The organism is Paenibacillus sp. HWE-109 (assembly GCF_022163125.1).
In the GTDB taxonomy this organism is placed as follows: Bacteria; Bacillota; Bacilli; order Paenibacillales; family NBRC-103111; genus Paenibacillus_E.
Map to the genome: position 1 here is coordinate 4,674,926 of NZ_CP091881.1, position 24,312 is coordinate 4,699,237.

30 protein-coding genes and 1 tRNA gene are annotated in these 24,312 nt (G+C 45.2%); 14 read left to right on the plus strand and 17 right to left on the minus strand.

Annotation, left to right across the window (positions count from 1 at the left end; genetic code table 11):
* The first annotated feature begins 707 nt into the window (after nt 1-707).
* Together LOZ80_RS19985 and LOZ80_RS19990 are read left to right on the plus strand one after the other, a co-directional pair.
* Nucleotides 708-1,742, plus strand: a complete 1,035-nt coding sequence (locus LOZ80_RS19985) for a Cfr family 23S rRNA (adenine(2503)-C(8))-methyltransferase (RefSeq protein ID WP_238166367.1) — start codon at nt 708-710, stop codon at nt 1,740-1,742.
* A gap of 203 nt (nt 1,743-1,945) precedes the next feature.
* The gene (locus LOZ80_RS19990; RefSeq protein ID WP_238166368.1) at nt 1,946-2,209 is read left to right on the plus strand and encodes a CD3324 family protein; all 264 of its coding nucleotides are present in this window, start codon (nt 1,946-1,948) and stop codon (nt 2,207-2,209) included.
* Between the two features lie 368 nt (nt 2,210-2,577).
* Here LOZ80_RS19990 and LOZ80_RS19995 read toward each other — a convergent pair whose 3' ends face one another.
* Nucleotides 2,578-3,222, minus strand: coding sequence for an SGNH/GDSL hydrolase family protein (locus LOZ80_RS19995; RefSeq protein ID WP_238166369.1), 645 nt, complete (start codon nt 3,220-3,222; stop codon nt 2,578-2,580).
* A 459-nt stretch (nt 3,223-3,681) separates the two neighbouring features.
* On the opposite strand from LOZ80_RS19995, the gene LOZ80_RS20000 reads away from it, so the two are divergent.
* From LOZ80_RS20000 to LOZ80_RS20010, 3 genes are all read left to right on the plus strand, one after another.
* The gene (locus LOZ80_RS20000) at nt 3,682-3,792 is read left to right on the plus strand and encodes a YjcZ family sporulation protein (RefSeq protein ID WP_238166370.1); all 111 of its coding nucleotides are present in this window, start codon (nt 3,682-3,684) and stop codon (nt 3,790-3,792) included.
* A 502-nt stretch (nt 3,793-4,294) separates the two neighbouring features.
* Nucleotides 4,295-4,531 (plus strand): spore germination protein, encoded by a 237-nt coding sequence (locus tag LOZ80_RS39535; RefSeq protein WP_443147073.1) that lies wholly within the window; start codon nt 4,295-4,297, stop codon nt 4,529-4,531.
* A gap of 493 nt (nt 4,532-5,024) precedes the next feature.
* Entirely contained in the window at nt 5,025-5,663 is a 639-nt protein-coding gene (locus tag LOZ80_RS20010; protein ID WP_238166372.1) for a DUF1796 family putative cysteine peptidase, read from the plus strand.
* A gap of 136 nt (nt 5,664-5,799) precedes the next feature.
* Here LOZ80_RS20010 and LOZ80_RS20015 read toward each other — a convergent pair whose 3' ends face one another.
* Entirely contained in the window at nt 5,800-8,451 is a 2,652-nt protein-coding gene (locus LOZ80_RS20015; RefSeq protein WP_238166373.1) for an adenosylcobalamin-dependent ribonucleoside-diphosphate reductase, read from the minus strand.
* A gap of 330 nt (nt 8,452-8,781) precedes the next feature.
* On the opposite strand from LOZ80_RS20015, the gene dat reads away from it, so the two are divergent.
* Nucleotides 8,782-9,609: a D-amino-acid transaminase gene (dat, locus tag LOZ80_RS20020; protein WP_238166374.1), complete on the plus strand. Its 828-nt coding sequence runs from the start codon at nt 8,782-8,784 to the stop codon at nt 9,607-9,609.
* A gap of 253 nt (nt 9,610-9,862) precedes the next feature.
* On the opposite strand, the gene LOZ80_RS20025 is transcribed toward dat, so the two are convergent.
* Entirely contained in the window at nt 9,863-10,702 is an 840-nt protein-coding gene (locus tag LOZ80_RS20025; RefSeq protein ID WP_238166375.1) for a lipoate--protein ligase family protein, read from the minus strand.
* A 177-nt stretch (nt 10,703-10,879) separates the two neighbouring features.
* Here LOZ80_RS20025 and LOZ80_RS20030 point away from each other — a divergent pair, with 177 nt between their 5' ends.
* The 3 genes from LOZ80_RS20030 (at nt 10,880) to LOZ80_RS20040 (ending at nt 14,751) form a co-directional block, all read left to right on the plus strand.
* Complete coding sequence (locus LOZ80_RS20030; protein ID WP_238166376.1) at nt 10,880-12,673, plus strand: DEAD/DEAH box helicase; 1,794 nt, start codon at nt 10,880-10,882, stop codon at nt 12,671-12,673.
* A complete protein-coding gene (locus LOZ80_RS20035; RefSeq protein ID WP_238166377.1) occupies nt 12,670-13,677 on the plus strand; it encodes a YqhG family protein in 1,008 nt (335 codons plus the stop codon). Before LOZ80_RS20030 ends, LOZ80_RS20035 begins: the two co-directional genes overlap by 4 nt.
* 117 nt (nt 13,678-13,794) lie before the next feature.
* Nucleotides 13,795-14,751, plus strand: coding sequence for a hypothetical protein (locus LOZ80_RS20040; protein ID WP_238166378.1), 957 nt, complete (start codon nt 13,795-13,797; stop codon nt 14,749-14,751).
* 74 nt (nt 14,752-14,825) lie between these two features.
* Here the strand turns inward: LOZ80_RS20040 and LOZ80_RS20045 are convergent, their stop codons facing one another.
* Both LOZ80_RS20045 and LOZ80_RS20050 read right to left on the minus strand, forming a co-directional pair.
* Nucleotides 14,826-15,017, minus strand: a complete 192-nt coding sequence (locus tag LOZ80_RS20045; protein ID WP_238166379.1) for a YqzE family protein — start codon at nt 15,015-15,017, stop codon at nt 14,826-14,828.
* Between the two features lie 77 nt (nt 15,018-15,094).
* Entirely contained in the window at nt 15,095-15,376 is a 282-nt protein-coding gene (locus LOZ80_RS20050) for a hypothetical protein (protein WP_238166380.1), read from the minus strand.
* A 161-nt stretch (nt 15,377-15,537) separates the two neighbouring features.
* Between LOZ80_RS20050 and LOZ80_RS20055 the strand changes: the two genes are divergently transcribed.
* Entirely contained in the window at nt 15,538-15,720 is a 183-nt protein-coding gene (locus tag LOZ80_RS20055; RefSeq protein WP_238166381.1) for a hypothetical protein, read from the plus strand.
* 67 nt (nt 15,721-15,787) lie between these two features.
* Here the strand turns inward: LOZ80_RS20055 and LOZ80_RS20060 are convergent, their stop codons facing one another.
* From LOZ80_RS20060 to LOZ80_RS20075, 4 genes are all read right to left on the minus strand, one after another.
* Nucleotides 15,788-16,441, minus strand: coding sequence for a Bax inhibitor-1/YccA family protein (locus LOZ80_RS20060; protein WP_238166382.1), 654 nt, complete (start codon nt 16,439-16,441; stop codon nt 15,788-15,790).
* A 112-nt stretch (nt 16,442-16,553) separates the two neighbouring features.
* Nucleotides 16,554-17,153, minus strand: coding sequence for a stalk domain-containing protein (locus LOZ80_RS20065; protein ID WP_238166383.1), 600 nt, complete (start codon nt 17,151-17,153; stop codon nt 16,554-16,556).
* Between the two features lie 64 nt (nt 17,154-17,217).
* The gene (locus tag LOZ80_RS20070) at nt 17,218-17,421 is read right to left on the minus strand and encodes a hypothetical protein (protein WP_238166384.1); all 204 of its coding nucleotides are present in this window, start codon (nt 17,419-17,421) and stop codon (nt 17,218-17,220) included.
* Between the two features lie 264 nt (nt 17,422-17,685).
* Nucleotides 17,686-17,769, minus strand: a tRNA-Leu gene (locus LOZ80_RS20075).
* Nucleotides 17,770-17,894: 125 nt separating this feature from the next.
* On the opposite strand from LOZ80_RS20075, the gene LOZ80_RS20080 reads away from it, so the two are divergent.
* Complete coding sequence (locus tag LOZ80_RS20080; protein WP_238166385.1) at nt 17,895-18,074, plus strand: hypothetical protein; 180 nt, start codon at nt 17,895-17,897, stop codon at nt 18,072-18,074.
* A gap of 38 nt (nt 18,075-18,112) precedes the next feature.
* On the opposite strand, the gene LOZ80_RS20085 is transcribed toward LOZ80_RS20080, so the two are convergent.
* Together LOZ80_RS20085 and LOZ80_RS20090 are read right to left on the minus strand one after the other, a co-directional pair.
* Nucleotides 18,113-18,844 (minus strand): adenosylcobinamide amidohydrolase, encoded by a 732-nt coding sequence (locus LOZ80_RS20085; protein ID WP_238166386.1) that lies wholly within the window; start codon nt 18,842-18,844, stop codon nt 18,113-18,115.
* On the minus strand, nt 18,834-19,100 hold the full coding sequence (locus LOZ80_RS20090; protein ID WP_443146967.1) for a hypothetical protein: 267 nt from the start codon (nt 19,098-19,100) through the stop codon (nt 18,834-18,836). The genes LOZ80_RS20085 and LOZ80_RS20090 overlap by 11 nt, the downstream gene beginning before the upstream one ends.
* Nucleotides 19,101-19,243: 143 nt before the next feature.
* Between LOZ80_RS20090 and LOZ80_RS20095 the strand changes: the two genes are divergently transcribed.
* Nucleotides 19,244-19,561 carry a hypothetical protein gene (locus LOZ80_RS20095; protein ID WP_238166387.1) on the plus strand — a complete coding sequence of 106 codons (318 nt, stop codon included), beginning with the start codon at nt 19,244-19,246 and terminating at the stop codon, nt 19,559-19,561.
* Nucleotides 19,562-19,637: 76 nt separating this feature from the next.
* Here LOZ80_RS20095 and LOZ80_RS20100 read toward each other — a convergent pair whose 3' ends face one another.
* Together LOZ80_RS20100 and LOZ80_RS20105 are read right to left on the minus strand one after the other, a co-directional pair.
* Nucleotides 19,638-19,964 (minus strand): hypothetical protein, encoded by a 327-nt coding sequence (locus tag LOZ80_RS20100; protein WP_079413697.1) that lies wholly within the window; start codon nt 19,962-19,964, stop codon nt 19,638-19,640.
* Nucleotides 19,965-20,044: 80 nt separating this feature from the next.
* On the minus strand, nt 20,045-20,614 hold the full coding sequence (locus LOZ80_RS20105; protein WP_189010158.1) for a xanthine phosphoribosyltransferase: 570 nt from the start codon (nt 20,612-20,614) through the stop codon (nt 20,045-20,047).
* 226 nt (nt 20,615-20,840) lie between these two features.
* Between LOZ80_RS20105 and LOZ80_RS20110 the strand changes: the two genes are divergently transcribed.
* The gene (locus tag LOZ80_RS20110) at nt 20,841-21,602 is read left to right on the plus strand and encodes a DUF4309 domain-containing protein (RefSeq protein ID WP_238166388.1); all 762 of its coding nucleotides are present in this window, start codon (nt 20,841-20,843) and stop codon (nt 21,600-21,602) included.
* Between the two features lie 62 nt (nt 21,603-21,664).
* On the opposite strand, the gene LOZ80_RS39180 is transcribed toward LOZ80_RS20110, so the two are convergent.
* Together LOZ80_RS39180 and LOZ80_RS20115 are read right to left on the minus strand one after the other, a co-directional pair.
* The gene (locus LOZ80_RS39180) at nt 21,665-21,790 is read right to left on the minus strand and encodes a hypothetical protein (protein ID WP_283214678.1); all 126 of its coding nucleotides are present in this window, start codon (nt 21,788-21,790) and stop codon (nt 21,665-21,667) included.
* Nucleotides 21,791-21,805: 15 nt separating this feature from the next.
* Nucleotides 21,806-22,411, minus strand: a complete 606-nt coding sequence (locus LOZ80_RS20115; RefSeq protein WP_189008804.1) for a DedA family protein — start codon at nt 22,409-22,411, stop codon at nt 21,806-21,808.
* Nucleotides 22,412-22,551: 140 nt separating this feature from the next.
* Between LOZ80_RS20115 and LOZ80_RS20120 the strand changes: the two genes are divergently transcribed.
* Nucleotides 22,552-23,592: a YkvI family membrane protein gene (locus LOZ80_RS20120; protein ID WP_238166389.1), complete on the plus strand. Its 1,041-nt coding sequence runs from the start codon at nt 22,552-22,554 to the stop codon at nt 23,590-23,592.
* Here the strand turns inward: LOZ80_RS20120 and LOZ80_RS20125 are convergent.
* Both LOZ80_RS20125 and LOZ80_RS20130 read right to left on the minus strand, forming a co-directional pair.
* Nucleotides 23,515-23,967 (minus strand): hypothetical protein, encoded by a 453-nt coding sequence (locus LOZ80_RS20125; RefSeq protein WP_238166390.1) that lies wholly within the window; start codon nt 23,965-23,967, stop codon nt 23,515-23,517. The two genes, LOZ80_RS20120 and LOZ80_RS20125, sit on opposite strands and share 78 nt — an antisense overlap.
* A gap of 39 nt (nt 23,968-24,006) precedes the next feature.
* The gene (locus LOZ80_RS20130; protein WP_238166391.1) at nt 24,007-24,291 is read right to left on the minus strand and encodes a hypothetical protein; all 285 of its coding nucleotides are present in this window, start codon (nt 24,289-24,291) and stop codon (nt 24,007-24,009) included.
* Between the last annotated feature and the right edge of the window lie 21 nt (nt 24,292-24,312).

The window sequence follows — 24,312 nt, forward strand, 5'->3', positions numbered from 1 at the left end:
CAAAAGCTCCTGACCGAAAATTTAGTTCAGAAAGCGTAACTCTATGTGAGCATCTTAGGCGGTGGATTTCTTGATTGATACAAAGTTGAAATGTGAATTTGTTTGTGCTACAATCCATGTAATTAATCTAGGGGAGATGATGAGAATAATGTAATATTTCTTGCTTTTTACACGAATGATAAAACAATATTGTTTTATTCTTTGTTAAGCAAGAAAGTTACTTATTCTCTTCACTCAAATAAAATAACAATATCTAATCCATTAATTGGGTTAGTTTTTAGTATTTGTTTATTTGAGCTACAAGAAAGGTAACTTTCTTGTAGCTCTTTATTTTTTATGGAGGGTTTGGAAGGAACGGTCGAGGCAAAACAACATTCCTGAACCTGCTGCCGAGCCGATAAACTTTATTGACGTCATTTCCCGTATGCAGATTGAAGAACTATTGCTGGAACATTTAATGCTTATTTTATATTAGGGAGGTTGAAATAAATGTTTGAAGTTGTAAATGTTCATGTGAACCGTTCATTGTCCGTTGGTATGGTTCACGATCAAACTATAACGATGCCGGAGCATTATCCATCCATCGATAGATGCACGTAGCGATTCTAGCTGCAAGCATCGCGGGTTTTAATATGGTTGGTTAATGTACATATTAAGCACCAACATTGGTTGCTAATGAAATTTTCTCCGGTATGAGGAGAAAAAACATGAAATCAACTTCGAAATACGAAATGATTCAACACATATTGGCTGAATTAAAACAACCTGCATATCGGTTTCAACAAATTGCGGACGCGATCTTCAAGCAAAGAATTGGTGAATATGACAGGATGACCATACTGCCCAAGGGTTTAAGAAATGAATTAATTAAGAACCTTGGCGAACACGTTTTGAACTTAACCCCTGTCATGCAAAAGACATCCAGACAAGTGAATAAAGTGCTTCTTTCCATCGAGGGCGGTGAATTCATAGAAGCAGTTCAACTAAGCTATGAGCGCGGCTGGAAATCATACTGCATTTCCAGCCAGTGCGGATGCGGATATGGTTGTCGCTTCTGTGCAACAGGTATAATCGGACTGAAACGAAATCTAACCGCCGATGAAATTACCGATCAATTGTTATACTTTCATTTAAATGGTCAAGCCTTGGATAGTGTTTCGTTTATGGGCATGGGAGAGGCGCTAGCCAATCCTAATATCTTCGACACGCTTATGATTCTAACAGATCCACGAACCTTTGGCTTGGGATATCGAAGAATTACAGTTTCCACCATCGGAATTTTGCCGGGGATCGATCGTTTGAGAAAGGAATTTCCACAGGTTAACCTGACCTTTTCACTGCACTCTCCGTTCGACGAACAGCGGAGCGAACTAATGCCCATTAACAATAGATTTCCGCTTAATGATGTGTTAAACAAGTTGGATCAGCATATTCGTGATACAGGTAGAAAAGTATATATTGCGTATATATTACTACGAGGAGAAAACGATTCAATTGAGCATGCGGAAGCCGTTGCTGCTTTGTTAAAGGACAGAGGTCCTTGGGAACATTTATATCACGTCAATTTGATCCCCTACAATTCAACCGAGGTGACTCCTGAAAGCTTTCATCAATCAGACAAGGATCGGGTTCAAAAGTTCGTCAGAATCTTAAAATCAAAGGGAATTAAAGTAACTGTGCGAACTCAATTCGGAACGGACATTGATGCAGCTTGTGGTCAGCTATACGCACACAACAAGTAAAATAAAAAATTTAGACCAGTAGTACAATTAGAAAATTAAAGTACAAAGGAGAATGAATTTTGTCTCATACGAATATTACAATCACCCATGTTCAATTCCATGCAAAGACAGATATTTGGTGATATTTGCATGGAATAACATCGTCACCAATCATACTGGCTTTGCTACTTGAAATATTACATTTATTCAAGGAGTGAATCTACATGAGATATATCAAGGCTACTGAAATTCTCCCAAAAGAATTGGTTGAAAAATTGCAAGATTTTGTGCAAGGTGAATACATTTACATTCCCGCAATAAAAGAGCAACATAAAGAATGGGGAGAAATATCCGGTTCTCGTGAAGAGATTGATAAGCGAAATAGTGAAATAATACAAGCCTATACATCTGGTAATACGATTCAAGAACTTGCAGATTCTTACTACCTTTCTGTTTATGCAATCAGAAAAATAATTTACAACAAATAAATATCGCTGAACTGTGATTCTAATTTTGGACGAATTAAAAACACTATGTTGTCAGAAGATGATCCCTGTATTCAACACGGGATCATCTTTTTTATATCCCCTGATGCAGAAAAGAAAAAGAGATATAAGTGTTTGAACAGAGCTCTAAAACTATCTCTTCAGTGCCGGACTTTAGTTGGAGAAAAGGTTGTAGTCCTACCAGCTTCTCAAATATCATTTGGTACTATAGCTATTCACAGGGCTACACAAACCTGATACAAATTAATAACTACTCTTACGCCCATGCATTCGTGGCGGAGGGAGTACAACATTGATGATACACTCCCCTGCATTTCAATCAATCTTTCAATACTCCCTGCGCCTCAATGCTACTTACGAGGTATAAGATAGGGTGCCATTCCCATTGCAATAACTTGATGCCCCTTATCATTTGGATGGATGGGCAGAGATCCGCTCAAGGCATCCTCAATTTTTCCATTTCGATATCCATAGATAAGATTCGCTTGTTTTCCATCGAACCATGTATGAGCGGGAGCAATACTTACATTGTAACTTTGGGCGAGCTCTTTCGTTATACAATTAAGTTTGTCTACTGACTCAACAGCAAGAGGACTGTTAGGGAATGGATTGTACTGCGTGCAGCAGATGATGCGGGCATGGCATCCTTTTTTTATTTGGGATACAATGGCACCTAGGTTGCGTCTATAGTTTGCTGCAATTTGTTTTGCGGCTAATGGCTGCTGATTTCGAAGTGAAATCAATGCTGCATTTGCTAAATCCACACCTCCGATCCATATAGAAACAACAGCGGCATGCCGAATAACTGAGGCCCCCCGCCATATCACTGAATCTAACAGATCATCGCTGGTCCAACCAGGCCGAGCCATTACATAACAAGTAGCCTTATGGGAGCTTGAATTTAATGTAGATACGGTCAATTGGGGATAAGCATTTGCAAAAGAGGAGGCATTTTCCCCAAATGTGATGGAATCTCCAAGAGCTGCATAGATCATAGCAATATTACCAACTCCTCAATTAATCATACATAAAACGCAAATAACCAAATGAAAGATCAGTGCTAATGATCGATTTTTTGATTACTCCTGCACTTCATCAAGTGCATCTTTAAGGTATAATATTGCAACTATGCTTAGGTTGTGTGGGTATTAATAAGTATTGATTCAATTAAAAGTGATATGGTACTAGTCAGCAAAACATGAACAAACACGAACTTAGCGGGTAATCCACAGACAGTTTCTCCATTAAACCTTACAACCATATGGCTTAACTAGTTTTTCGTAGGTGAGAAATCTGAGAAAGTATTTAACCTGGCACTGAATGAGCGGATCAAGATAAAACCAATTCTCAGTTTCTGTTGCAGCACTCAATTTGGTGCATACGTCCAAGCAAACACTATTTAACGAACATATTTTATACCGTAGTGACAAATCACCAGAGGGGAATGAGAAAACATGGGAGCAGTAGGTTATGGTGCAAGTTGTGCAGGTTACGGTTCAAGCTCAGCAGCTATTTTGGTTCTTTTTATTCTTTTGGTTATCATCACATCAGCTTTTGTATGGTAATTCCTTAATCCAACACAAATAACAACGAGAAAAAGCGGCCGCGAAATATATTACGGGCCGTTTTTTCTCGTTGATATTACCATAAAAAAGTCACCCTTAATCTTAATCTCAGGGTGACTTTTTTATGGTAAATGAAGGGTGAAACATGAGATGCGTGGCTGTGGAGCTTAATATATAAGATTCAAATTTAAAAATAATGCGTAGGTGCTCAGCCTTTTTTTAAAAGTGTTATTCTGGGTCTACTTTAATAAGCTCCTTTTCAGGTTTTGACGGCGGTAAGTGTTGGAAGGAATAGCGCGGGAGAGGTAGCAGCAGGATACGACCATCATCACAATAGTAGTGCAGCAATTCTAGTTCTATTTCTTCTTTTGCTTATCATTACTATGGCTTTTGTATTGTACCAAAATCCACTGAAAAATGGGTCTGGACATGTTCACTAAACCAAGCAAAAAGGCCAAACTCACATATAATGGGGACATCATAAGGATAAGGGTTGATGCAGATGCCATCTATAATCGGTACCTCTAAAGTAGTCACTAACTCAGGGACCATAATCAACGGTGGATCGTTAATAATTATAGCGCCAACTGAAATCTCTAAATCTTTCAATGGTGCCAGCGCCGATGTTACTGGTGACCACGCCATGACATTTTCTTTATTTAGTACAACGATAACATTGATTCCGATCGGTAATGGAAAGTTATCAAAGTCTCGAAGAAAGCGCTCTGGAACTGGCTAGAAAGTAAGTAATCACGAAATGGGTATCAACCTAGTGCGAAACCATTCACTTGACCATATATTGATATTGCCACCCAGCACACTCAACTTACTCGTCACCCTCATTTAAACAACGAAAAAAACGGTCTGTATTCGCATCTATTTAGCGATAAGACCGTTTCTGTTTTTTTGTGACGTTGGTTAAAAATGCAAAAGTCATTAAGATAATAACCAAAAGAATATCCCTTAAAAACTTGTTTTATTTCGTTTGGATTTGTTAATAACGTACAAAACCCTCCATTTATCGTAAATATTTCAAATTGCCTGACGGTTAGCAGAGCGACCCCACGGTTACTCAACCTTAATGCTGAGGCTAAACTTGCATACAAGTTGTCTGTCAGCAAAGACTTTCGCATTACGTCATATGTTTGCCCAAGCACAATTTTAACATTTGCATACTTTAATTCTACTCGTCATTGTGGAGGAGATCGGTTGTTGAGACGGGAGTGAAAGTTATGAAATGGCGCGATTCCCTAGGTGGTTATAAGGCCTACATTAGTCTGGGTTCCACATGTCAAACAGCATTTCAGCTTAAAAGACTGGGCTTACGTAAATACGCGGGCCCCTTAGATTGGTTTGCTTCCGATTCGATCGACGGAGTGGTACGTTTGATAGATCATCGTTTCAACGGATTTATGGAACTTAACCAGCTTGAACTCATTGGCACTACCAATGAATGCTTTGTTGTAAGAGATAACGCAAATGACGTTATATCTTTCCATGACTTTCCTCTATATCTCACTGCGGATCGATGGCGGGAAGCTTATCCCGCGTTTAAACAAAAGCTCAGCCGACGCGTAGATCGGTTTTTGAGAACTATTCAAGGTCAACCGATTCTTTTTATTAGAACCAATTCGAAAAGAAAGGAAGCGCAGGAGCTACACGCAGCATTAAAAAGGCTAGTGCATGGAAAGTTCCAGCTTCTTATCGTGAATAACCACCAGGAAGATCGCGAAGACGTGATTTACGAAAATTGGGGGCTGGGTGGAATTAGCTCGGTGCTCCTACCGAAAGGAGAAGACTGGAGAGGATTTAACCAAGCTTGGGATACGTGTATGAACGGCTTCAAATTGAAAGCTTCGTCCCTTCGTTGAGTTTAACTCCTTTTTGATTTCCCCTCCTGACCATGACCTCCATTATTAAATTCATCTTTCTTACTATTCGATAAAATAGTGTTTTTTCCATACTCAAAAAAAAAAAAGGGCCCCCACAACAAGGGCCCCACTCAACCTAATTGCATCGACTGTATCCACAATTGATGCAATTCTTACACCCTTCGCTGTTCACCAGCGAAGCGGATCCGCACGCCGTGCACAAGTCCTTCGACGCCACGCTGGACGCGTGGGCACTCGGACTCGAGCCCGTCTGCTCTGCCGCGGGTGCGGGTGCCGGCGCATCCAGTACCTCGCTCGTCGCGGTGACGTAGTCCCGCGCGTCGTCTTGCTCGTTCATCACTTCGTCGTGCTGCTCGAGCGCTTTGGCAACCGCGTCGGCGATCGACTCGACGCGGTTGGTGCCAAAGCCAATGGCGCCGGAGCCGCCAATGCCTTTCAAGTGCTTGACGAGCAGCTTCACTTTGTCCCCGTGATCGCCATAACGCAGGAACAAGGAGCAGACGCGGCCCAGCGCTTCGGACATGGCGAACACGTCGGATCCGGCTTTGCCCACGTTGAGGAAGATTTCACTCGGCGTTCCGTTCATGTCATTGATCGTGATATACGCCATACCGAACGGGGTATTCACTTTGTACGTAGCACCGCGTAGAATCTGCGGACGACGCTTATATTGCTTATCGAAAACTTGCTCCGTCTTCGCATCGACATTCACGGCAAGTTGATCGGATAATTGAGCGAAGCTGCCAGCTTCCTTAATGCCCTCCGCAGCAACAGCCACTTCTTTCTTCTCGCCATGGTCCGGTGCCGCCGGTGCAGCTTCGTCTTCCTTCTTGTCCGAACTTGTGCTCAATACCTGCACATCCCGACTGCCATCGCGGTAGATGGTTACGCCCTTGCATCCAAGATCAAACGCTAGTTCATAGAGACGTTTGGTCTCTTCAACGGTGAAGTCGGCCGGACAATTCGCGGTCTTGGAGATTGAGCTATCCACCCAAGTCTGGATGGCGGCCTGCGCCCGAATATGATCCTCCGCACTCAAGGACATCGCTGTCACGAAGTAATCCGGCAGTTCTTGATCCGGATGAGCATCTTTCCATTCCTGGGCAATCGGCACGTATTGCTTGTCGAAGCCCAAGCGGCTTTGGCGATAATATTCAAAGGCAAAATAAGGTTCAATGCCTGTCGATGTCCCCACCATCGTTCCCGTACTCCCCGTTGGAGCTTGGGTAATGACCGTCACATTGCGCATGCCTTGCTTCTGGATGGCTTCGCCAACCTCAGGGAATACCTTGGTCATATTTTTCATAAAGCCGCTTTCCAAATACTTATCCGCAATAAAGGCTTGGAAAGAACCTTTTTCTGCGGCAATTTCGGAAGAGGCCAGATAAGCTTCTCTAGCCATAAAACGGTATATTTTATCGAGGAATAGCAGCGATTCGGGACTGCCATAACGAATTTGCAATTTAATCATTAATTCTGCCAGCCCCATAGAACCGAGTCCTACACGACGTTCACTTTGCTGGTTCATCCGATTCTCCTCGAAATGGTAGGGGGTTTTATCGATCACATTATCAAGGAAACGTGTTGAATAACGGACAACTTTGGCCAAATCGTCCCAATCCACGTCATGCTTCTGATTATCATAGAACTTGGATAAGTTAATGGCCGACAGATTGCAAACACCCCAAGCCGGAAGCCCTTGTTCCCCGCATGGATTCGTGCAAATAATAGGATTGAAGTACCAACTGTTCGACATTTGGTTGTAGTATTCCATGAACACTACACCCGGCTCCGCCGATTTCCAGGCAGACTCCATAATCGAGTGCCAGACCTCGCGCGCTTTGACTGTCCGATAAGGCTTGACAGTTTTGCCCAGCTTCTTCCACGCATCTAGATTGCCATCCCATTTGTCGTTATAATCAGGATCTGTTGTATCCGGGAAGACCAGTTCCCAATCCAGATCTTCCTTCACAGCTTTCATAAAACCATTGCTTACACAGACGGATAAATTGGCATTCGTTATCTGGCCCATTGTTGATTTCACGGTAATGAAATCCTCTAGATCCGGATGCCAATCATTAATCATAAGCATCAAAGCGCCTCTGCGGCTGCCGCCTTGTTCAATTAACCCTGTTGTATAGCTGAAAAGTCCGCCCCAAGAAACCGCGCCGCTCGAAGATCCGTTAACTCCCTTCACCACAGAACGACGCGGCCTGAGCGAAGATAGATTGATGCCAACACCGCCGCCGCGCGACATGATTTCGGTCATTTCGGTCAGTGTGCTCATAATCCCGCCACGGCTGTCGTGCGGTGATGGAATGACATAACAATTGAACAGCGTCAGTTCGTCACTGGCATCAGCGCCAGCAGCAATCCGGCCACCTGGTACAAGCTTCCAATCCTGCAAAATGTATCTGAATTTTTCTGTCCATTCCTCACGTTTCTCAGGCGTGGCCTCAACGGATGCCATCGCGCCCGCTAAGCGATCCCACAATTCATCCGGTGTTTTTTCGATGTTCAGCGTCAGCTTTTCAACAGACGATTCTACCGTTTCACCGCTTCGTGTTTTTACTTGGACACGATTCCCCTCACGGCTAATAATTTCGCCAACTTCTTTGGCTGGAAATTTGGGATCATCCTTGGTTAACACAAGTACGGTATCCCCCACCTTAGCAGCGCTCGTATCGGCATTTTTCAGGGCATAGCGATCCAAAAATATTTTCTCACTCAATCCACTTAGTTTACTGCTTGACGGTACGATACCCATACGATTTCCTCCCAATAAGCTACAGACTCAGCTGTGATCAACTAGCCAATACGCGATAAAATCTCTGCGAATTTCAATATATAGTGTCTTAAAACATTATACAACACAATATATTGATACTCTAATGGATAATTAACCATATTCCCTCAATTTGACAAGCGTTTGCTTCGTTTTCTTATTCTGCCTTACAAATCCTCTTTATTTCACACCTTTTGACGCTGGCGTATTCCTCTGCTAACCTATACTTAGGATAACACATAAGCCTCAATCTTAGAACATTCGTTCGCAATTATATTTCAATTCACATGAATAATAAGGAGATGACTTCCCTTGTATTTTTACAAAAATCAATTTCTAAGCAAGAACGACATACAGATATCGCCTGATGATCGCGGCTACTATTTCGGTGATGGCATTTACGAGGTATTCCGCGTGTATAATGGTCAGATTTATGAGCTGCAGGCACATCTGCAAAGACTTGGGAGAACAGCTTCCGAAGTTCGTATCGCCCTGCCATATACAGCCTCCGAAATTGGCGATATGCTGACTGAGCTTGTCCACAAAAACAAACTGGTTGAAGGCACCGTCTATTTGCAAATTACACGCGGTGAAGCTCCTCGCGCTCATCCTTTCCCTGAGCAGGCGGAACCGATTGTACTTGCCTACTGTTCTGTGGTGCCAAGACCGGTTGCTTCCATACATAAAGGTATCCACGCGATAACGCTGGCTGATATCCGCTGGCTTCGCTGTGATCTCAAGACATTAAATTTGCTGCCCAATGTAATGGCCAAACAAGCTGCTCTTGATCATGGCGTGCAAGAAGTCGTCCTGCATCGAGACGGCATCGTTACCGAATGCAGCGCATCGAATATTATGATAATCAAGGATCAGGTTCTGTACACGCATCCGGCGAATCATTTGATTTTGCATGGTATCACACGTGCAGTCGTGCTAAAATTGGCTCTTTCCCTCGAAATAACGGTGCAAGAAGAAGCCTTTACAACGGAGCAGCTGTATCAAGCAGATGAAGCCTTTATCACGGGTACGACAGTCGAAATTACACCGCTTCTTCAAATAGACGGCAAACCGATCGGCAGTGGCGCACCTGGCCCCCTTACGCAGAAGCTGCAAAACGAATTTGTACACACTTTCAGCTAAAATTGCTCTTCGAGTTCCTACCTGACAAGCGCTCGATAGCGCCGATTCACGGCTTTGCTGCCCAGAGAAATGTGCCTCTTGTTAGCGATTAATCCTATAAGGGAACTGACGGACGCTATTTTTTACTAGAATAGCGCACTATAGTTCCCTCCGCGCGAGGCAGTCCGAGTCCTCCTCGTTTACTGTTACATGTCAAAAAAAGAAGAACCTTGAACATCCACAACTCTCGTGGCTTTCAAGGTTCTTGCTATTTCTAACGGCGTAAATTCCAATCATCAGTACCATACTTCTCGCGCACAAGCTGATCACTCAGCTCCATTTCATAAGCCGTCAAGCCAGCCTCCACAAGTTCTACACCAAGTCCGGCCGCAATCTCACGACGAAAGGCTTCCTCGACTTGCCCGAGTGTCACTGGTTCTTTCCCCTGCACACGAAGCAGATCATTAATTGCCACAGCTTTCTTCAGAAAGCTTTGTTTCATCCGCTCTCCGACCTTCTCATTGGAAAAACGGAGCATCCGGAATAGTTGATCCGTATCCATATCAAGCAATATTGAACCGTGCTGCAGCACGACGTTTTTTTGCCGAACCTGTGCGCTCCCCGCCACTTTGCGGCCTTCTACCACAAGCTCATACCAGGAAGGGGAATCGAAGCACGCCGCCGATCCCGCCGAAGCGTATTTCTCTTTCTCTTCATCGCTCGCAAGCTGTACCATCTCAGCGGCCAATCCCAGCGCTCGAAAACCTTGCAGCAACCCTTCGCTCAGCACCCGGTAGGCTTCCGTCACATTGCGCGGTATCCCCGGATAGTCCTCTGCCACAATAATGCTGTACGTCAATTCCTTATCGTGGAGAACGGCTCTCCCGCCGGTTGGACGACGAACGAAGCCAATTCCCTCCTTGGCTACAGCTTCTTGATCAACCTCTGCGGCCTTTTGAAAATAACCAATGGATAGTGTGGCCGGATTCCATCCGTAGAACCTCACCGTAGGCGGTACTTTTCCCTCACTGTGCGCAGTAAGTATTGCTTCATCTAATGCCATATTTTCAGCAGGAGATCGGTCTCCTGTATGTATGAATCGCCATGCGGTCATCTGCATCGGTCACCCTTTCTTACGTTACAATCCAAAGACAAGCTATATCATATCATAAAAGAATGTGTATTTACGAAGTCTGTACAGGAAAGTAGTAAAACTCTTACATGGAAAAGTTATGAAAGCGCCTCTTATGGACATACTAACACGTATTCTATGTTCAGGGAGGGCACATCCATGCGACAACATGAACAGCAAGAGAACATTCGCCCTATTCATCATCAGCTTGACATGCACTTCGAGCGGGACTCGTTTACTGAACTGGATCATCGTGTACGCGGAGGCGGTCCATGGGACGATTGGACGTTATATCAGCTAGCCTACGAATCTGAAGAATCGGGGCTTATTTCTACATTTGACGAAATGCAGTGTCTGGTCCACCTCGGACAGCTCGAACCCATGGCTCATCAGATTGATACTGCCAAACGGGTGCTCAATGAGATGCGGGGCCGCGCTATTTTAGCAGATGAAGTAGGTCTAGGTAAAACCATTGAAGCTGGTCTGATTCTCAAAGAATACATGATTCGCGGTTTGGTCCGCAAAACCTTGATTCTGGTGCCCGCTTCCCTTGTTCTGCAATGGGTCCGGGAACTAAATTCCAAGTTCGGCATTCCGGCTGTCGCTCATAAGAAAGCCTACATGTGGCAGCAAAGCGATATTATTGTTGCCTCCATGGACACGGCCAAGCGCGATCCGCATCGTGAAATCGTCATGGGTCTGGAATACGACATGCTCATCGTGGATGAAGCGCACAAACTTAAAAACAAGAAAACGACCAATTACACCTTCGTTAACGAGCTGCGCAAAAAATACTGTCTGCTGCTCACCGCCACACCGGTTCAGAACGATTTGAAAGAATTATATAATCTCATCACGCTGCTCAAACCTGGTCAATTAGGTATTCAAAGCAGCTTTAAATCCAATTATGTCGTGGGCAAACGAACACCCAAAAATGAGGTGCAGCTGCAGCAAGAGCTGTCCAAAGTGATGATCCGCAATCGCCGGGGCGACGGCGGCGTTCATTATACGAAGCGTGTGGTGAAGAACATCCCGCTGACACTTTCGGGTGACGAGCAAGCTCTTTATGATGGTGTAACCAATTTTGTGCGCAAACGCTATGAAGAGAGTGCTGGTGACCTCAGCAGTATGCTCTCGCTGATCACGCTTCAACGTGAAGTATGCAGTTCCAGAGATGCTGTCTTTATTACGCTCGTTAACTTGTTCAAAAAAACGGCCGAGGATTCCCCGGTACGCGCCAAAATCTGGGAGCTAGTCGAGCTTATTCGCAGCATTAAAGCTAACACCAAAGCGGAAACGACGATGAAGCTGGTCCAGGACATCAACGATAAGGTGATCATTTTTACGGAGTACCGTGCTTCGCAGGAATATTTGCTGAATTATCTAAAAGAGCATAAGATCACGGCAGTTCCTTATCGCGGCGGTATGAATCGCGGCAAAAAAGACTGGATGATGGATTTATTCCGCAATCGCGTTCAAGTTCTAGTTGCAACGGAGGCTGGCGGAGAAGGGATCAATCTGCAGTTTTGCCACAACATGATTAACTTCGATCTGCCTTGGAACCCGATGCGCGTGGAGCAGCGGATTGGCCGGGTCCATCGTTTGGGCCAGCAGCACGACGTTAACATTTATAACTTATCCACAAACAATACGATTGAAGAACATATTCTTTCCTTGCTGCATGAGAAAATCAATATGTTTGAGATGGTCATCGGACAGCTGGATACCATTCTGGAGAAGATTGAGAAGAAAGGCTCCCTTGAGTCCTCGCTCTTCCGCATGGTGATGGAATCCGGTTCCAAAGAAGATATTCGCCAAAAAATCGATCAGCTAGCCCATACGATCATCGAGGTGAAATCCGAAGTGGAGCAGAATGATCCCTTGCAGGGAATTGCCTACTCCAGCATCCTTGATGCTGCAAGCGGTTCGGAGATTGGTGAGGTACGGCCATGAACAAACGGAACATTCATACGTTCGTCATGCGTTTTTTGGAAGCCTATAATTGCACCATTATCGAGAAGTCACCGACCTATGTGACCGCTAAGTTGTCCCCGGAAGCTGACCGGGAAATGACGGGACGTGCTTACTACTGGAGCTTCGTGGAACGGACTGGCGCTCCTGCAGAGACGATGACGTACAAATTCGTTTTCGATCCCGAGCAGATGAAGCTGGAAGCCAAACCGAAAGCTGCGGTTGCTGTCAAATCCCCTCCTGCCGAAGGGATCTCTGTTCAGCATGGCGGTCAGCCTGTCGGTCAGCCCGCTTCACAAGCGCCGGGTGGCAACTCGGACAGTATACTCGGCCGTTATTTCGGTTTCGTTCCGACGACCATTACAGCGCGCGTCCCGCAAGACGAGGTGACGTTCGGCAGCAGGCGCCTGGAGCAGATGTTCACCATCGTGCGGGAACGCGGCAAGTATGTTCATTTGTTCGAGGAGCCCTTCCCGGTTGGAGCTACCTACCATGCAGCTCTGGTTTACGATACCTGGCTTTGCATCAATTACAAGGTAGAGCTTGCCTGCGATCGCAAGCGAAGTGAGATTCATTCGCTCGCTATTCAATTGAATAGTGGAGAAATCCGCGAACATTTTCATAAACAATTGCTGACGAAGAGTCTCTCGCCCAAACTGCCGGCCAACATCCATATTTTACCGGATACGATCTCTTTGTCGAAAGCTGTGAACGCTTTGGAAATGACGTTGGAGCGCCGAATCAGCACCTACGACCATAGCTGGGCAGATGAAGCCAACGAGCAGCATCGCAGTGAAATTGACCGTGTAGAGGCTTATTATAATGGCCTTCTATTAAGTGCTGAGCCGGATAAACGCGATGAAATTGAAGCGCGATGCCGCAATCGGCTGCAAGAAATCGACTGGCAGCATAAGCCGCGCGTTGTCGTATCTGTCATCAATTGCGGCTTGTTTCATTTGAACGCCGGACGAACACCCAGGAACTGACGCCAGTCGCTAAAACATCGCATAATAACGGCTACAGGTTCTAACAATCTTTTTATAGCATAAGAATTACAATAGATTCATACAAATGAGAGTTTGCGATAGGCAGGTGAAACGAAAATGACACGTTGGCTAGCATGGACGACCGCGTGCTTCATTAGTGTAAGCAGTCTGTTTTGTATCCCGCTCCAAAGTTCAGCAGGCGAAGGTCCGAATCCCGTGGCCCAAGTCGAAAGGACAAGCCTTGCACAAGCGGCGCAAGATGATCATGTCGCGAAGCCGGTCGCTGATTTGCGAAGCGAGGCTACACTTCAAGCTTCCATCAACAATTGGCGTGCTATTCTCGCCCGTGAAGCTGGCTTTGAATCGTGGCAATCGGCTTCATGGAACAGTTTCCCACTCGGTCCAGGGACACACGGTTGGGGCGTCATCCTCACGGATCATGGCCAGGAAGTCGGGTATATGATCGTTTATGCTGCGGAGAACGGATCTTTCCGACTCAATGAATATGGAACAGGTGCTCATCCCTTATTCAGCTTAACTACGCTGTACCGCTCTTTGGTGCAGCAGGAACTCATACCTTCAACCATGTCCTATTCTGATTTTGTACGCAATGAACAAATAACTAAAAACCGTTTATATATGGATGCTTTAACAGCAGTATGGAAAGTAGCGATAGAAGGGCAAACCTATTACCTTGATGCCAAGTCCGGGGAACTGCTGCCGCTCAAGGAAGACCCAAAACCTAAGCTAGCGGAGGCATCTCTGCAAGGAACGGATTTACAGGGAGCCGCCATCACGGTTGCAACACCATCCTTCGATCCTTATGAGCGGCTTCCCTGGATATTAGGCCAACCACTCCCTATTTCCAAGGTGCAGGAGTTTCAATCGGCCCTCAAACAGCACAATAACCTGACGTATGTGACAGAGTTATATGGCGGTCTTGTCACACTGCCGCTTGCAATTCTTGGCTATCAACAATGGGGTGAAAATAACAACTACCTCATACTGGACCACATGGGAGCACGTTACGTGCAGCTTGAAGAAGCACTGGCACAAGGCCGCATTTATAAGTAGTCTCCTCAGCATAAAAAACCTTCAACGCCACTTTTCATGTGGTTTTGAAGGTTTTTATATGGGGTTGGATCAACTTACTTTTTGGGCTTTACTTGCTCCAACATCATCCGCGCAGCCAGCGGCAGCATACCGAACCACCGGGTCTGCCAATCTTCACGTTGTTCCTTATTTATCGCTTTGGCCTGTTGGCGTACATCCTTAGGCGTATCGATATAGGTAACAACTTGCTGTGTTATGTACTTAACCAACTCGTCACTTTTGGCCATACGACCACCTGCCTTTTCTCCCTATTTTAACCAGAGAGTTCTGTATTTAAACGGATAGACAGGTGGTAGCTAGACATTCAACCGATTTTCCCGCCGCTTTCTGCGATGATTTTATCAGCAAACGTTTTTATCGTTCCACAACCAAGCAACATCGGTTTATTATCACACTGCAATAACAAAGTTTGACCTTGCGTATCCCAAGAATATTGGAACCCGACATTCATACCTACAACTGTAATCATAAATTTACCCGAAGCTGAATTCGGAATCATAAATCCTTGTTTTCTGCCAACCTGTTGTAACGCTTTAAATACAGAAGACGAAATCCCTCTATACGTCCAAGTGCTGCAAGCCGCCATAGGTCATCTCCTCTCTCCTCTAGGATCATTAAATTGTATGAAGCAAGCAAGCAAATCGTGCTTGTATTCCCAAAAATCGATTCACTCCCGTCATTGCCGCAGCTTCTAATCTCTTGATCACCGCATATACTAGAGTAAATAGAGAGAAAGAGGTGCATCGCATGTGGGAACAAGTGCTCCTTACCGATCAGTTGCACATCCAGATGAATACCCGTCATCAAGTGCTGGAGTTAACCCTAAACCATAGCCAAAAACCAGCTTCAACGATACGTATAAACCATTCCGAGCTCACACTGCTCCTTCATACCTTATTAGAGGTTAACCGTCAATTTCGCGGAGACTAAAAAAAGCACGTTCGATACCCACCTTAGCGTGAGTTTCGAGCGTGCTTTTTTGGAAGCTACCAATGAATTAATTTCTGTTAAACCCTACAATGGAAGCAATAAAGCGCAAGATATAGAGGAACAGATTGATAAAATCAAGATAAATATTCAGCGCTGCTAACGGAACTTCCTCCGTACCTACACCGTTGCGGTATTGAGCTACATCATAAAGCACCCAGCCGCTGAAAATCAAAATCCCCACCATGGACCACACGAGGTTGATCACCGATCCAAAACCTACAAACATTCCGATCACGCTCATCAAAACCAGACCAATCGTCCCAGCAAATAAGAATCCGCCCAGGAAGCTGAAGTCACGCTGCGAACGATGTGCATAGAACGCAAGACCGCCGAAAATTGCTGCTGTCGCGAAGAATGCGCCGGATACCACTTGCGCTCCCAGTATGCCGCCATACGCCATTATAACCGGATAAAGCGTCACGCCAGAAATCGCTGTGAAAGCATACAGGAAGCCGTATCCAATATGCTTGCCGCGAATGCGGATCACAATAGCTGCAACCAACATCACCACCTCGGCGATAATGAACAGCGGGATCATCGAAGCAGGAACAACCATGGCTCCTACCAAGGTCCCCAGAAATGAGACCAGCAATGAAAGTGCAAAGGTTTGAAGCACATGTGCGAAACTGCCTGAAAGTGTTCCTGTAATTGTTCTTTCCATCGACTTATCATCTCCTTCATTCAAACATGTACAAACTATACTATGTATTATACCTATTTTTCATGAAAGCGGCTATACGCGTAAACTTATTAGGTAGTTGTTTCCTATATCTTCATTTATAGCGGGTAACTTCAAAAGTCACTTTGGAATAATTCGAAAAATCACCAACTTCACCTGCGCCAACAGTCTTTATCTCACCTGTGCGGATCGTTTGTTTGTCCGCTGAAGATCTAGGTAAAGATGATCCTAATGCTTTTCCAAGCAACTTGTCATTTGAATCATAAAAATTCAAACTAAATTCAATGTCATGTTCTGTTTCTACCGCTGCTTCCTTTATTTTATCGATAGAGAGCAGGCCGCGAACTCCTGTATAGCCACCATCTAAATAAACATCAATAAGGCTGAAATGCACATTCGTATACTTACTATCCGTAAGCACGCTCTTATTTGATGGAAAATAATTAACTATGATCTGCTTGGACTCTTCATTATAATCAACATATGCGCCTAACTGTTCTGCCATGAAACGCACAGGAACATATGCTTGGCCGTTGTAATTAAGTATCGGAGATTCTTTATCCATATCTACGGATTGATCATTTATTGTAAAGAATGCTGGAAACAAGAATGCCTGAATGGAATCAGATGCCGCTGCAACAGTTGAAAGAGATACTGCTCCTCCTACAATTACTCCCATGATAAATTTTTTCATTGTTAAACCTCCATTAAGTTTATGTTTCTTATACGCACACTCATGGAAAAAGTTGTAAAATGCATTAGCAGACCGTAAAAGCGATGTTTTCAAAATAAACATACAGCTGCTTGTTCATGGGCTGTGCCACGATAGCTGCCTCGCCCTGCTTACCGCTAGAAACAAGCTGCGCTTTGATTTTGGCCGCTTTTGCTTGAAATTGCTCGACCCATTTGGTTGCTTCAGCCGTTTTCTCAAGAATATCCGCCACTTTATCAAGTCCATGCACCTTCGCAAGCCTCTTTACGAACTCAATACCCTTTATTCGGCCAAAATCGCTCATTCTGAAAATCTAATGAACTCCATATGCGCTAATGCAAGCATTTGATAACCATTCAGCCAATAAAGTACCGGGTAACGTCAATCCAGTTCATTACTTCTCCAAAACAGCCTTTTTTTCGTTTATAAGTATCCTACAGTTCATTAGCTACTACTCAAGTATTACAAAAATAAACCCTTCGAGATTAATCGAAGGGTTTCGCTTTAAGTATAATGCGATCAAGAGGACTCGAACCTCCACGGGGGTAAGCCCACACGGACCTGAACCGTGCGCGTCTGCCAATTCCGCCATGATCGCTTGTTTAGCTTTAACAAAACTTAATATAACATGGCAAATAGAGGCTCGTCAACGATACTTTTTTTACAAAACATGTATAAATCCTCTCCGCCTTCCGAACCCTATGGGCAAAGGAGGGATGACAGATGGATGAAGAAGAAATCAAAGCCTTGGAGCCTAAATATACAGGAAACGAACGACACCTCACAGAAGGTGAAGCCGAGGGAATCGTTCACGATCCCAACTATCAAAGTGTAGATGAAGATGATTCCGGATTCGATGCAATTAAGGCGGGAGCCGCATATGGCATCTTTCGCCGTACCTAATCCATAACAAGCGAACGCTCGTCTGAGTCCATGTGGTTTCAGACGAGCGTTTTGTCATACAAATACTGCTGGGCAAGAATCGCTTCGTAGACCGTTCTCCCGATCAAGTAGCCAAGCGAAGTAGCCGTGCCTGCATAGTGGTAAGTCTGACCACGGCCTGTCGCAGCAATCAATACAGCATCGGTGCTCGTACCTGTAGCCGGCAGTCCGTCCACCAGCACGCCTAACGTTTGGAGCGCCGCCGTTTTGGCTTCCGTGGCCGTGATAACCGCATTCACCATCGCCGCATCGGTTAGGCATCCATTGATCACCACAATGGTATTAATCGTTCCATGATAAAGCGCGGTCGCGGGCAGCTCTGCACCCGCTCTCGCCTTATTTCCTAGCCCCATGGTCACCCAGGCGCACACTTGCAAGCGTTCCTCTGATTGATCTCCCTCAGCATTCCAACTCATCGAGTGATAGCCTGCATCCTTCACGAAAGCTGCCGTGAGCATACCCGCAGATTCTTTAGGGTCGAATCCTTCACGCTGAATAAATGAATCCATCTCCCCAAGGGGATCAGGTTCATTGTAGCGCTTGTCTACCTGTCTGTTCATAAGCTGTTTATGCATGCCAAAACCCCCGCCCCAAGGCGACGAATTCAACGTTCGCAAAGGATGTTTACTTGCAATCAGCAAGTAATCCCCATAAGGGGAGCTCACAAGTTCCATCTGAATACCCTGAATCGGTATCTGTTTGTGAAGCGAAGGATTTGGATTACTCGTCATCTTCCGACTCACCATCAGGCTCAATCAATTCCTGCGGCAGCATATATTCAGGCGGTCTCTCGTCGCCGTGGGGTTGGTACACATAACTGCGAGCCAATTTGACGACTCGGCGGTTTTTTTTGCGGATCAACACGCTATCATCATCCCATGCCACAACAATGCCGCGGACATCGTTCCTTGGACTGACATCACGAATCACTCGCAGCAGGGTACTATCTATTCGATATTGATCTAATTGTTCATCCGATATCATCATTCTACCTCCAATACGACAATTTTACTCTTCTAGCATACACCAATTCCCGTTTCGTTGAAACTTACATAAATCCGTTTTAGTCGGGTTACCTTAATCAAGACGAAATGAAGCTACGCGATCGCAACCGTATGGGAGGTTATCTGGTGGATAAAAAAACCTATTATATCAACGTCGGCACGGGTGAAGTACTTGAAGATAAAGAAGCCTTGAACTATGAATTTGAAATCTCCGCGACGGATGAAGAACTTGATAAATTACGGGAGCTTTTCGAGGAAACGGACAACTCTTCACAAGGAAGCTACAGCACTTCATGGCTGCCCTGGAAAGTTTACTACCACAATGAAGCGAATCAAGAGTACGATTATTATTTAACCGAAGTGTACCGCGCCTTACATCAACTAGGATCTCCACAAACCAAGCAGCACATTGAGAGTATGAACGTTTTGGAAAATGGGATTTGAGCAAAAAAGAACGATAAAAAAAGAGGCCAACGACATCCATCCGGATTCATTGGCCTCTTCTGTATATGGGGAAGAATTAACTAACATGTTCCTTCGAATCATTCGTCTCAAACCAGAAATCAAGGACTTTGCTAGACATTACGCGCTTCTGAATATATTCCACTTGTGCCGCGGAAAATTGTTGTTCCCACTCTATAGTGAGCTCTGTGCAGAGTTTCACGATTGTTAACAACTCAGACCATGCAACATAGCGCTTATACCAGAAAAATTGAGGGTGTTCAATCATATAGGGATACAGGTCATCGAACTCTGTATGCTTACAATCAAGAGCACGTTCAAAATGTGTTTTGGCTTCCCCAAGCTTAGTCATGAAATATTCAATGGAACCATTTTCGATACCCATAGATGTCAGCCTCCTCTCTTACCTAGTTCCCATTATAAAGGATAAATCGTTTTCAGGGAAGTCAAAGTCTAGATGTAAAATCAGTTAAAAGTGATCTGCCCGTTCGCCAAGGAAGAAATACGTGCCAAAGATTCCACTCGAATCCCTCGTTCGCGAATCGAATTTCCCCCAGCTTGGAATGATTTTTCCACGGCTATTCCCACACCGACCAGCTCAGCTTCCGCTTTTTCAATAATGCGAATCAAGCCGCGAGCCGCATCTCCATTAGCGATGAAATCATCGATCAACAAGACACGCTCCCCTTTGTGCAGCAGATGGGAGGATACCATAATGTCGGTTACAATTCCTTTGGTAAAAGAAGGCACACGCTCACTGTACGTATCTTGATCCATCGTCAACGTTTTCTTGCGACGCGCAAAAACCATAGGCACTTCTAGTTGCAACGCAGTTGTGTATGCAATCGGAATACCGGAAGATTCGACCGTAAGTACTTTATCCGGCTTCGTTTCTCGGAATAATCTGGCAAACTCTTTACCCATCTCCATGATGAGTACAGGATCCACTTGATGATTAAGAATGGCATCCAGTTTAAGTACTTGATCCGATACAACGACACCGACTTCTAGGATTCGCTGTTTTAACAATTCCATGATACTGGCCCCCTAATCCTGTCTATTATGAGTAAGTTACCATATTGATGAAGTAGGTTTCAAGTCCCAATTTATGAATATCGTCTATTTGAAGTGAAACTTTTACGTCCTTGACGGTGTCTATACTTATGAGGCTTGCAACATTGATCAAATTCGTTCTATAATTGCTCACATTTAGGCTTCAAGATCCATTGAGATTAACAACCAGAAAGCAGTATGATTAGACATGTTGTATTTTTATGACAAAGATTCGGCAGAAAGGAAGATGATGATGAACAACCTTATTAAACCTATCCTTCTTGGCTGCGTGCCAGTAGCTGTTGCGTCGTTGCTGGTTACAGGGTGTCAAGAGTCATCTGCTCCTCCCGTACAGCCTACAATAGATCCGATTGTGCAGACCCAATATCAAAACACAACGCCGGAAATCACACCACCAGCCATCGCCGTTGTATCTCCGACAGCAGCACCAACTCCGGAAGACTCCGTCGCTAAGCATGAAGCACAGGTCGCAGGCTCGTCCAAGACAGATCTATCCGATCTGCCCCAAACACCTGCCAGTTCGAAGCCGTCAGCTAAGCCGAAAGTGAAAGCGGAAGATGCGTATCAACAAGAAAAGCCGACATTGATGGGTTTGAAATTAGGAACGAGCAAGACCGCCGTATTGGATCGGTTCGGGAAAGCAAAAAAGCAATTCGTCATGGATGAAGATGAAGATGCCATCCAAGTCTACGACTTCACCGACTTTTCCGTAGGCTTCAACAAGAAGGACACGCTTGAATTCGTGGATGTTCATTCCACCGAAATCGATCCTGGCCTGCGTGGCCTGCACCTAGGTCAAAAAGCACAGGATGCCATCGCGATTCTGGGCAAACCGGATTCCAACACGACATATGTGCTATCGTACAAATCACAAGGCACCTTATTGAAACTGGATATCGATCCAGGTGAAGGCACGATTCAATCGATTAAGCTTTTTGCAGACCATTAAGCTGAAGCAAGAAAGCCCCTCAGGACTTGTTCCGGAGGGACTTTTTGGCTTGCAAGCGCGTTTTACAGCGTTATCTCTGCGCCTCCGCCTCGGTCGGCTACTTTAACGCTGTAAAACAGCGTTAACCTGCCTCCACCACCGCACCACAACAAAAAACCATGAAGCTCTTCCAATAGGATGAGTTTCATGGTTTTTTTCCAATCTCAAACAACTCTCCGCTTGCGGAATCGGAAATAAATCGCCAAGCCAACCAAAGCCACAATCGCCAAAATGAATAACGATATCCCCATATACTTATGAATCAACTGGAACAAACCGTCCAAATTGCTTCCAATAAAGTGGCCAAGTGTCAGGAAGGTTGTACACCATAACAAAGCGCCCGTACCTGCATACAGCATGTACTTATAGAACTTGACACCACTGACACCGGACAAGTAGCAGGTGAAGTGGCGCACGCCCGGCACAAAATACCCAAAGAACACGGTCCATAGTCCGTACTTATGAAACCAGCCTTCCGCTTGCTCAATGCGTTTTGGCGTTAATTTGAACCACTTCCCGTAGCGATAGAGGAATGGTTTTCCCACTCGGTGACCGATGAAATAGCTGACAATCATCCCCGTCATCGTTCCTGCATAAATCACTAGCAGCGTTGTTCCATACTCAAAGGGTCCTCCTGGTGCAGTCAATGATCCTACAAAAGCCATTAACGTTTCATCGGGTACAGGTACACCGATAATGCCGGCAGACAACAATATGTATAGCGCAATATAGCCGTAATGTCCTATAAAATCATATAGAGCTTCTTTCACAAAAGACACACCTCCAATTCGATGCCGTCCTGTTCAGTCTTATTTTACCAAAAAAGAAGGCTTGCCCCAAGTTCCAGTCATGCGCTTGTCTTCCTTAACATACCTTGTACTATACCAAACCAAAGAAAGCGGGGCAATAAATGCGAACAGGATCACAGATCGTCCGAGTTGCCTTTACTTATATCGGGACCGTCGTTGGCGCCGGCTTTGCATCCGGACAAGAGATTTTGCAGTTTTTCACACAATATGGGGGTCTAGCCACCTTAACCATCGCTATATCTACCGTTCTCTTCATCTGGATTGGCATTAAACTTATGCTCATGGCCCACGAGTTGAAAGCAACTTCCTATGAAGACCTGAATCGAGTTCTGTTTGGCCATAAAATTGGAAATTGGATCAGCCTATTTACCATGCTTGTACTCTTCGGAATCACAACCGTTATGTTAGCCGGAGGCGGAACCGTTTTTGAAGAACAACTGCATCTCTCTTACCAAACAGGGCTATTAGTGACCCTTGTGCTCGCGTACTTCGTATTATCCCGCGGCATCGGCGCTATTATGACCGTCAATTCCTTCGTAGTCCCCATCATGCTCATATTCAGTCTTGTGATTGTCATCTATACGTGGCATTCGCCGTCATCAGACAACTGGCTGCGTATAACTAGTGATGCATCTTTGGTGAAAATAGGGTTTGCGCCATTCCTCTATACCGCTTTTAACCTAGCCATGGCCCAAGCCGTACTCGTCCCTATGGGGGCTTCCATCGAGAAGCGGTCCGTGCTTTACTGGGGCGGACTCCTAGGCGGCGCTGGGATTGGGCTGCTTCTATGGTCCGCACATTATGCGCTTTCCGCACAAATGCCAGGCATTGCCCAGTATGAAATTCCCATGGGAAATATTATCAACCGACTGGGCTCAGCGCCGCAGTTTGCCTATTTGCTCGTCATTTACGGCGAAATTTTCACCACTTTTATCGCCGATGCTTATGGCCTATCTTTGCAGCTCCAGCAGCGCACGAAGTTAAAACCTAAGGTTTTGCTGTTCGGCATACTTGCACTGAGCTACTTGGTCAGCCAAATCGGATTCAAGACACTGCTCTCCGTCTTATACCCGGTTTTCGGCTTCATTAGCGTGATCTGGCTCGTCCTCATGATTTGGCGCAATCGCTATCGTGCGATGTAAAGCGCCTGTCTGCGCAAAACCCAAGACAATCATCAAACGAACGATCAACAAGACCGTACCCAGTGTGCTAAAAATGATGCCAGATAACAAATACGAAAAATGAAAATTGACTACGTCAGCACCTGCCTGATCACGCAGCACAGCGAAAAGCTCCGCCAGCAGAAGCAGCAGACCAACGATAAACAAGGCTACTGCGGCATAATCCATCATTGTCCATCTTGAAAAGTATTTAACCGCAATGTCCACCCGGCTAACCGCTCGCGGTGATGCCGCCTGCTGCTGCCAAAGATTATAAACCATCCACGCTGTGTATAGAGCAGCGCCAGTAACGAAAAGCCCCAATATGCCTCCAACAATTGCTAAAAGTAAATTCAATTGGAAGTCCCCCCTTTCTTGATCCGTGCATACGTCGTTTTAGCCATGACGCAGTCCATATAGCAGAACCAGCGTTAAACTGAAACAAAGAACCGGAAGCGCGAAGAGGAGGGGAAACAGGAACCAACTTGGAAGCCGCATCCCCGGAAGCCAAATTAGTTGCAGATAAGCATCTTCAGCAAGCTTGAGATTCTCTCCTTCGTTACCTGATTTGACGGCTAATCCATCCGCTGCCCCTTCATTCCAGGCGATCTTTCCTTTTTTCCAACCCACCTGATAGGTAATTTCCCGATGTTCTTTTTTCTTATCATTACCTGATTCCATTCGGATTCCTCCAGCTTTCAA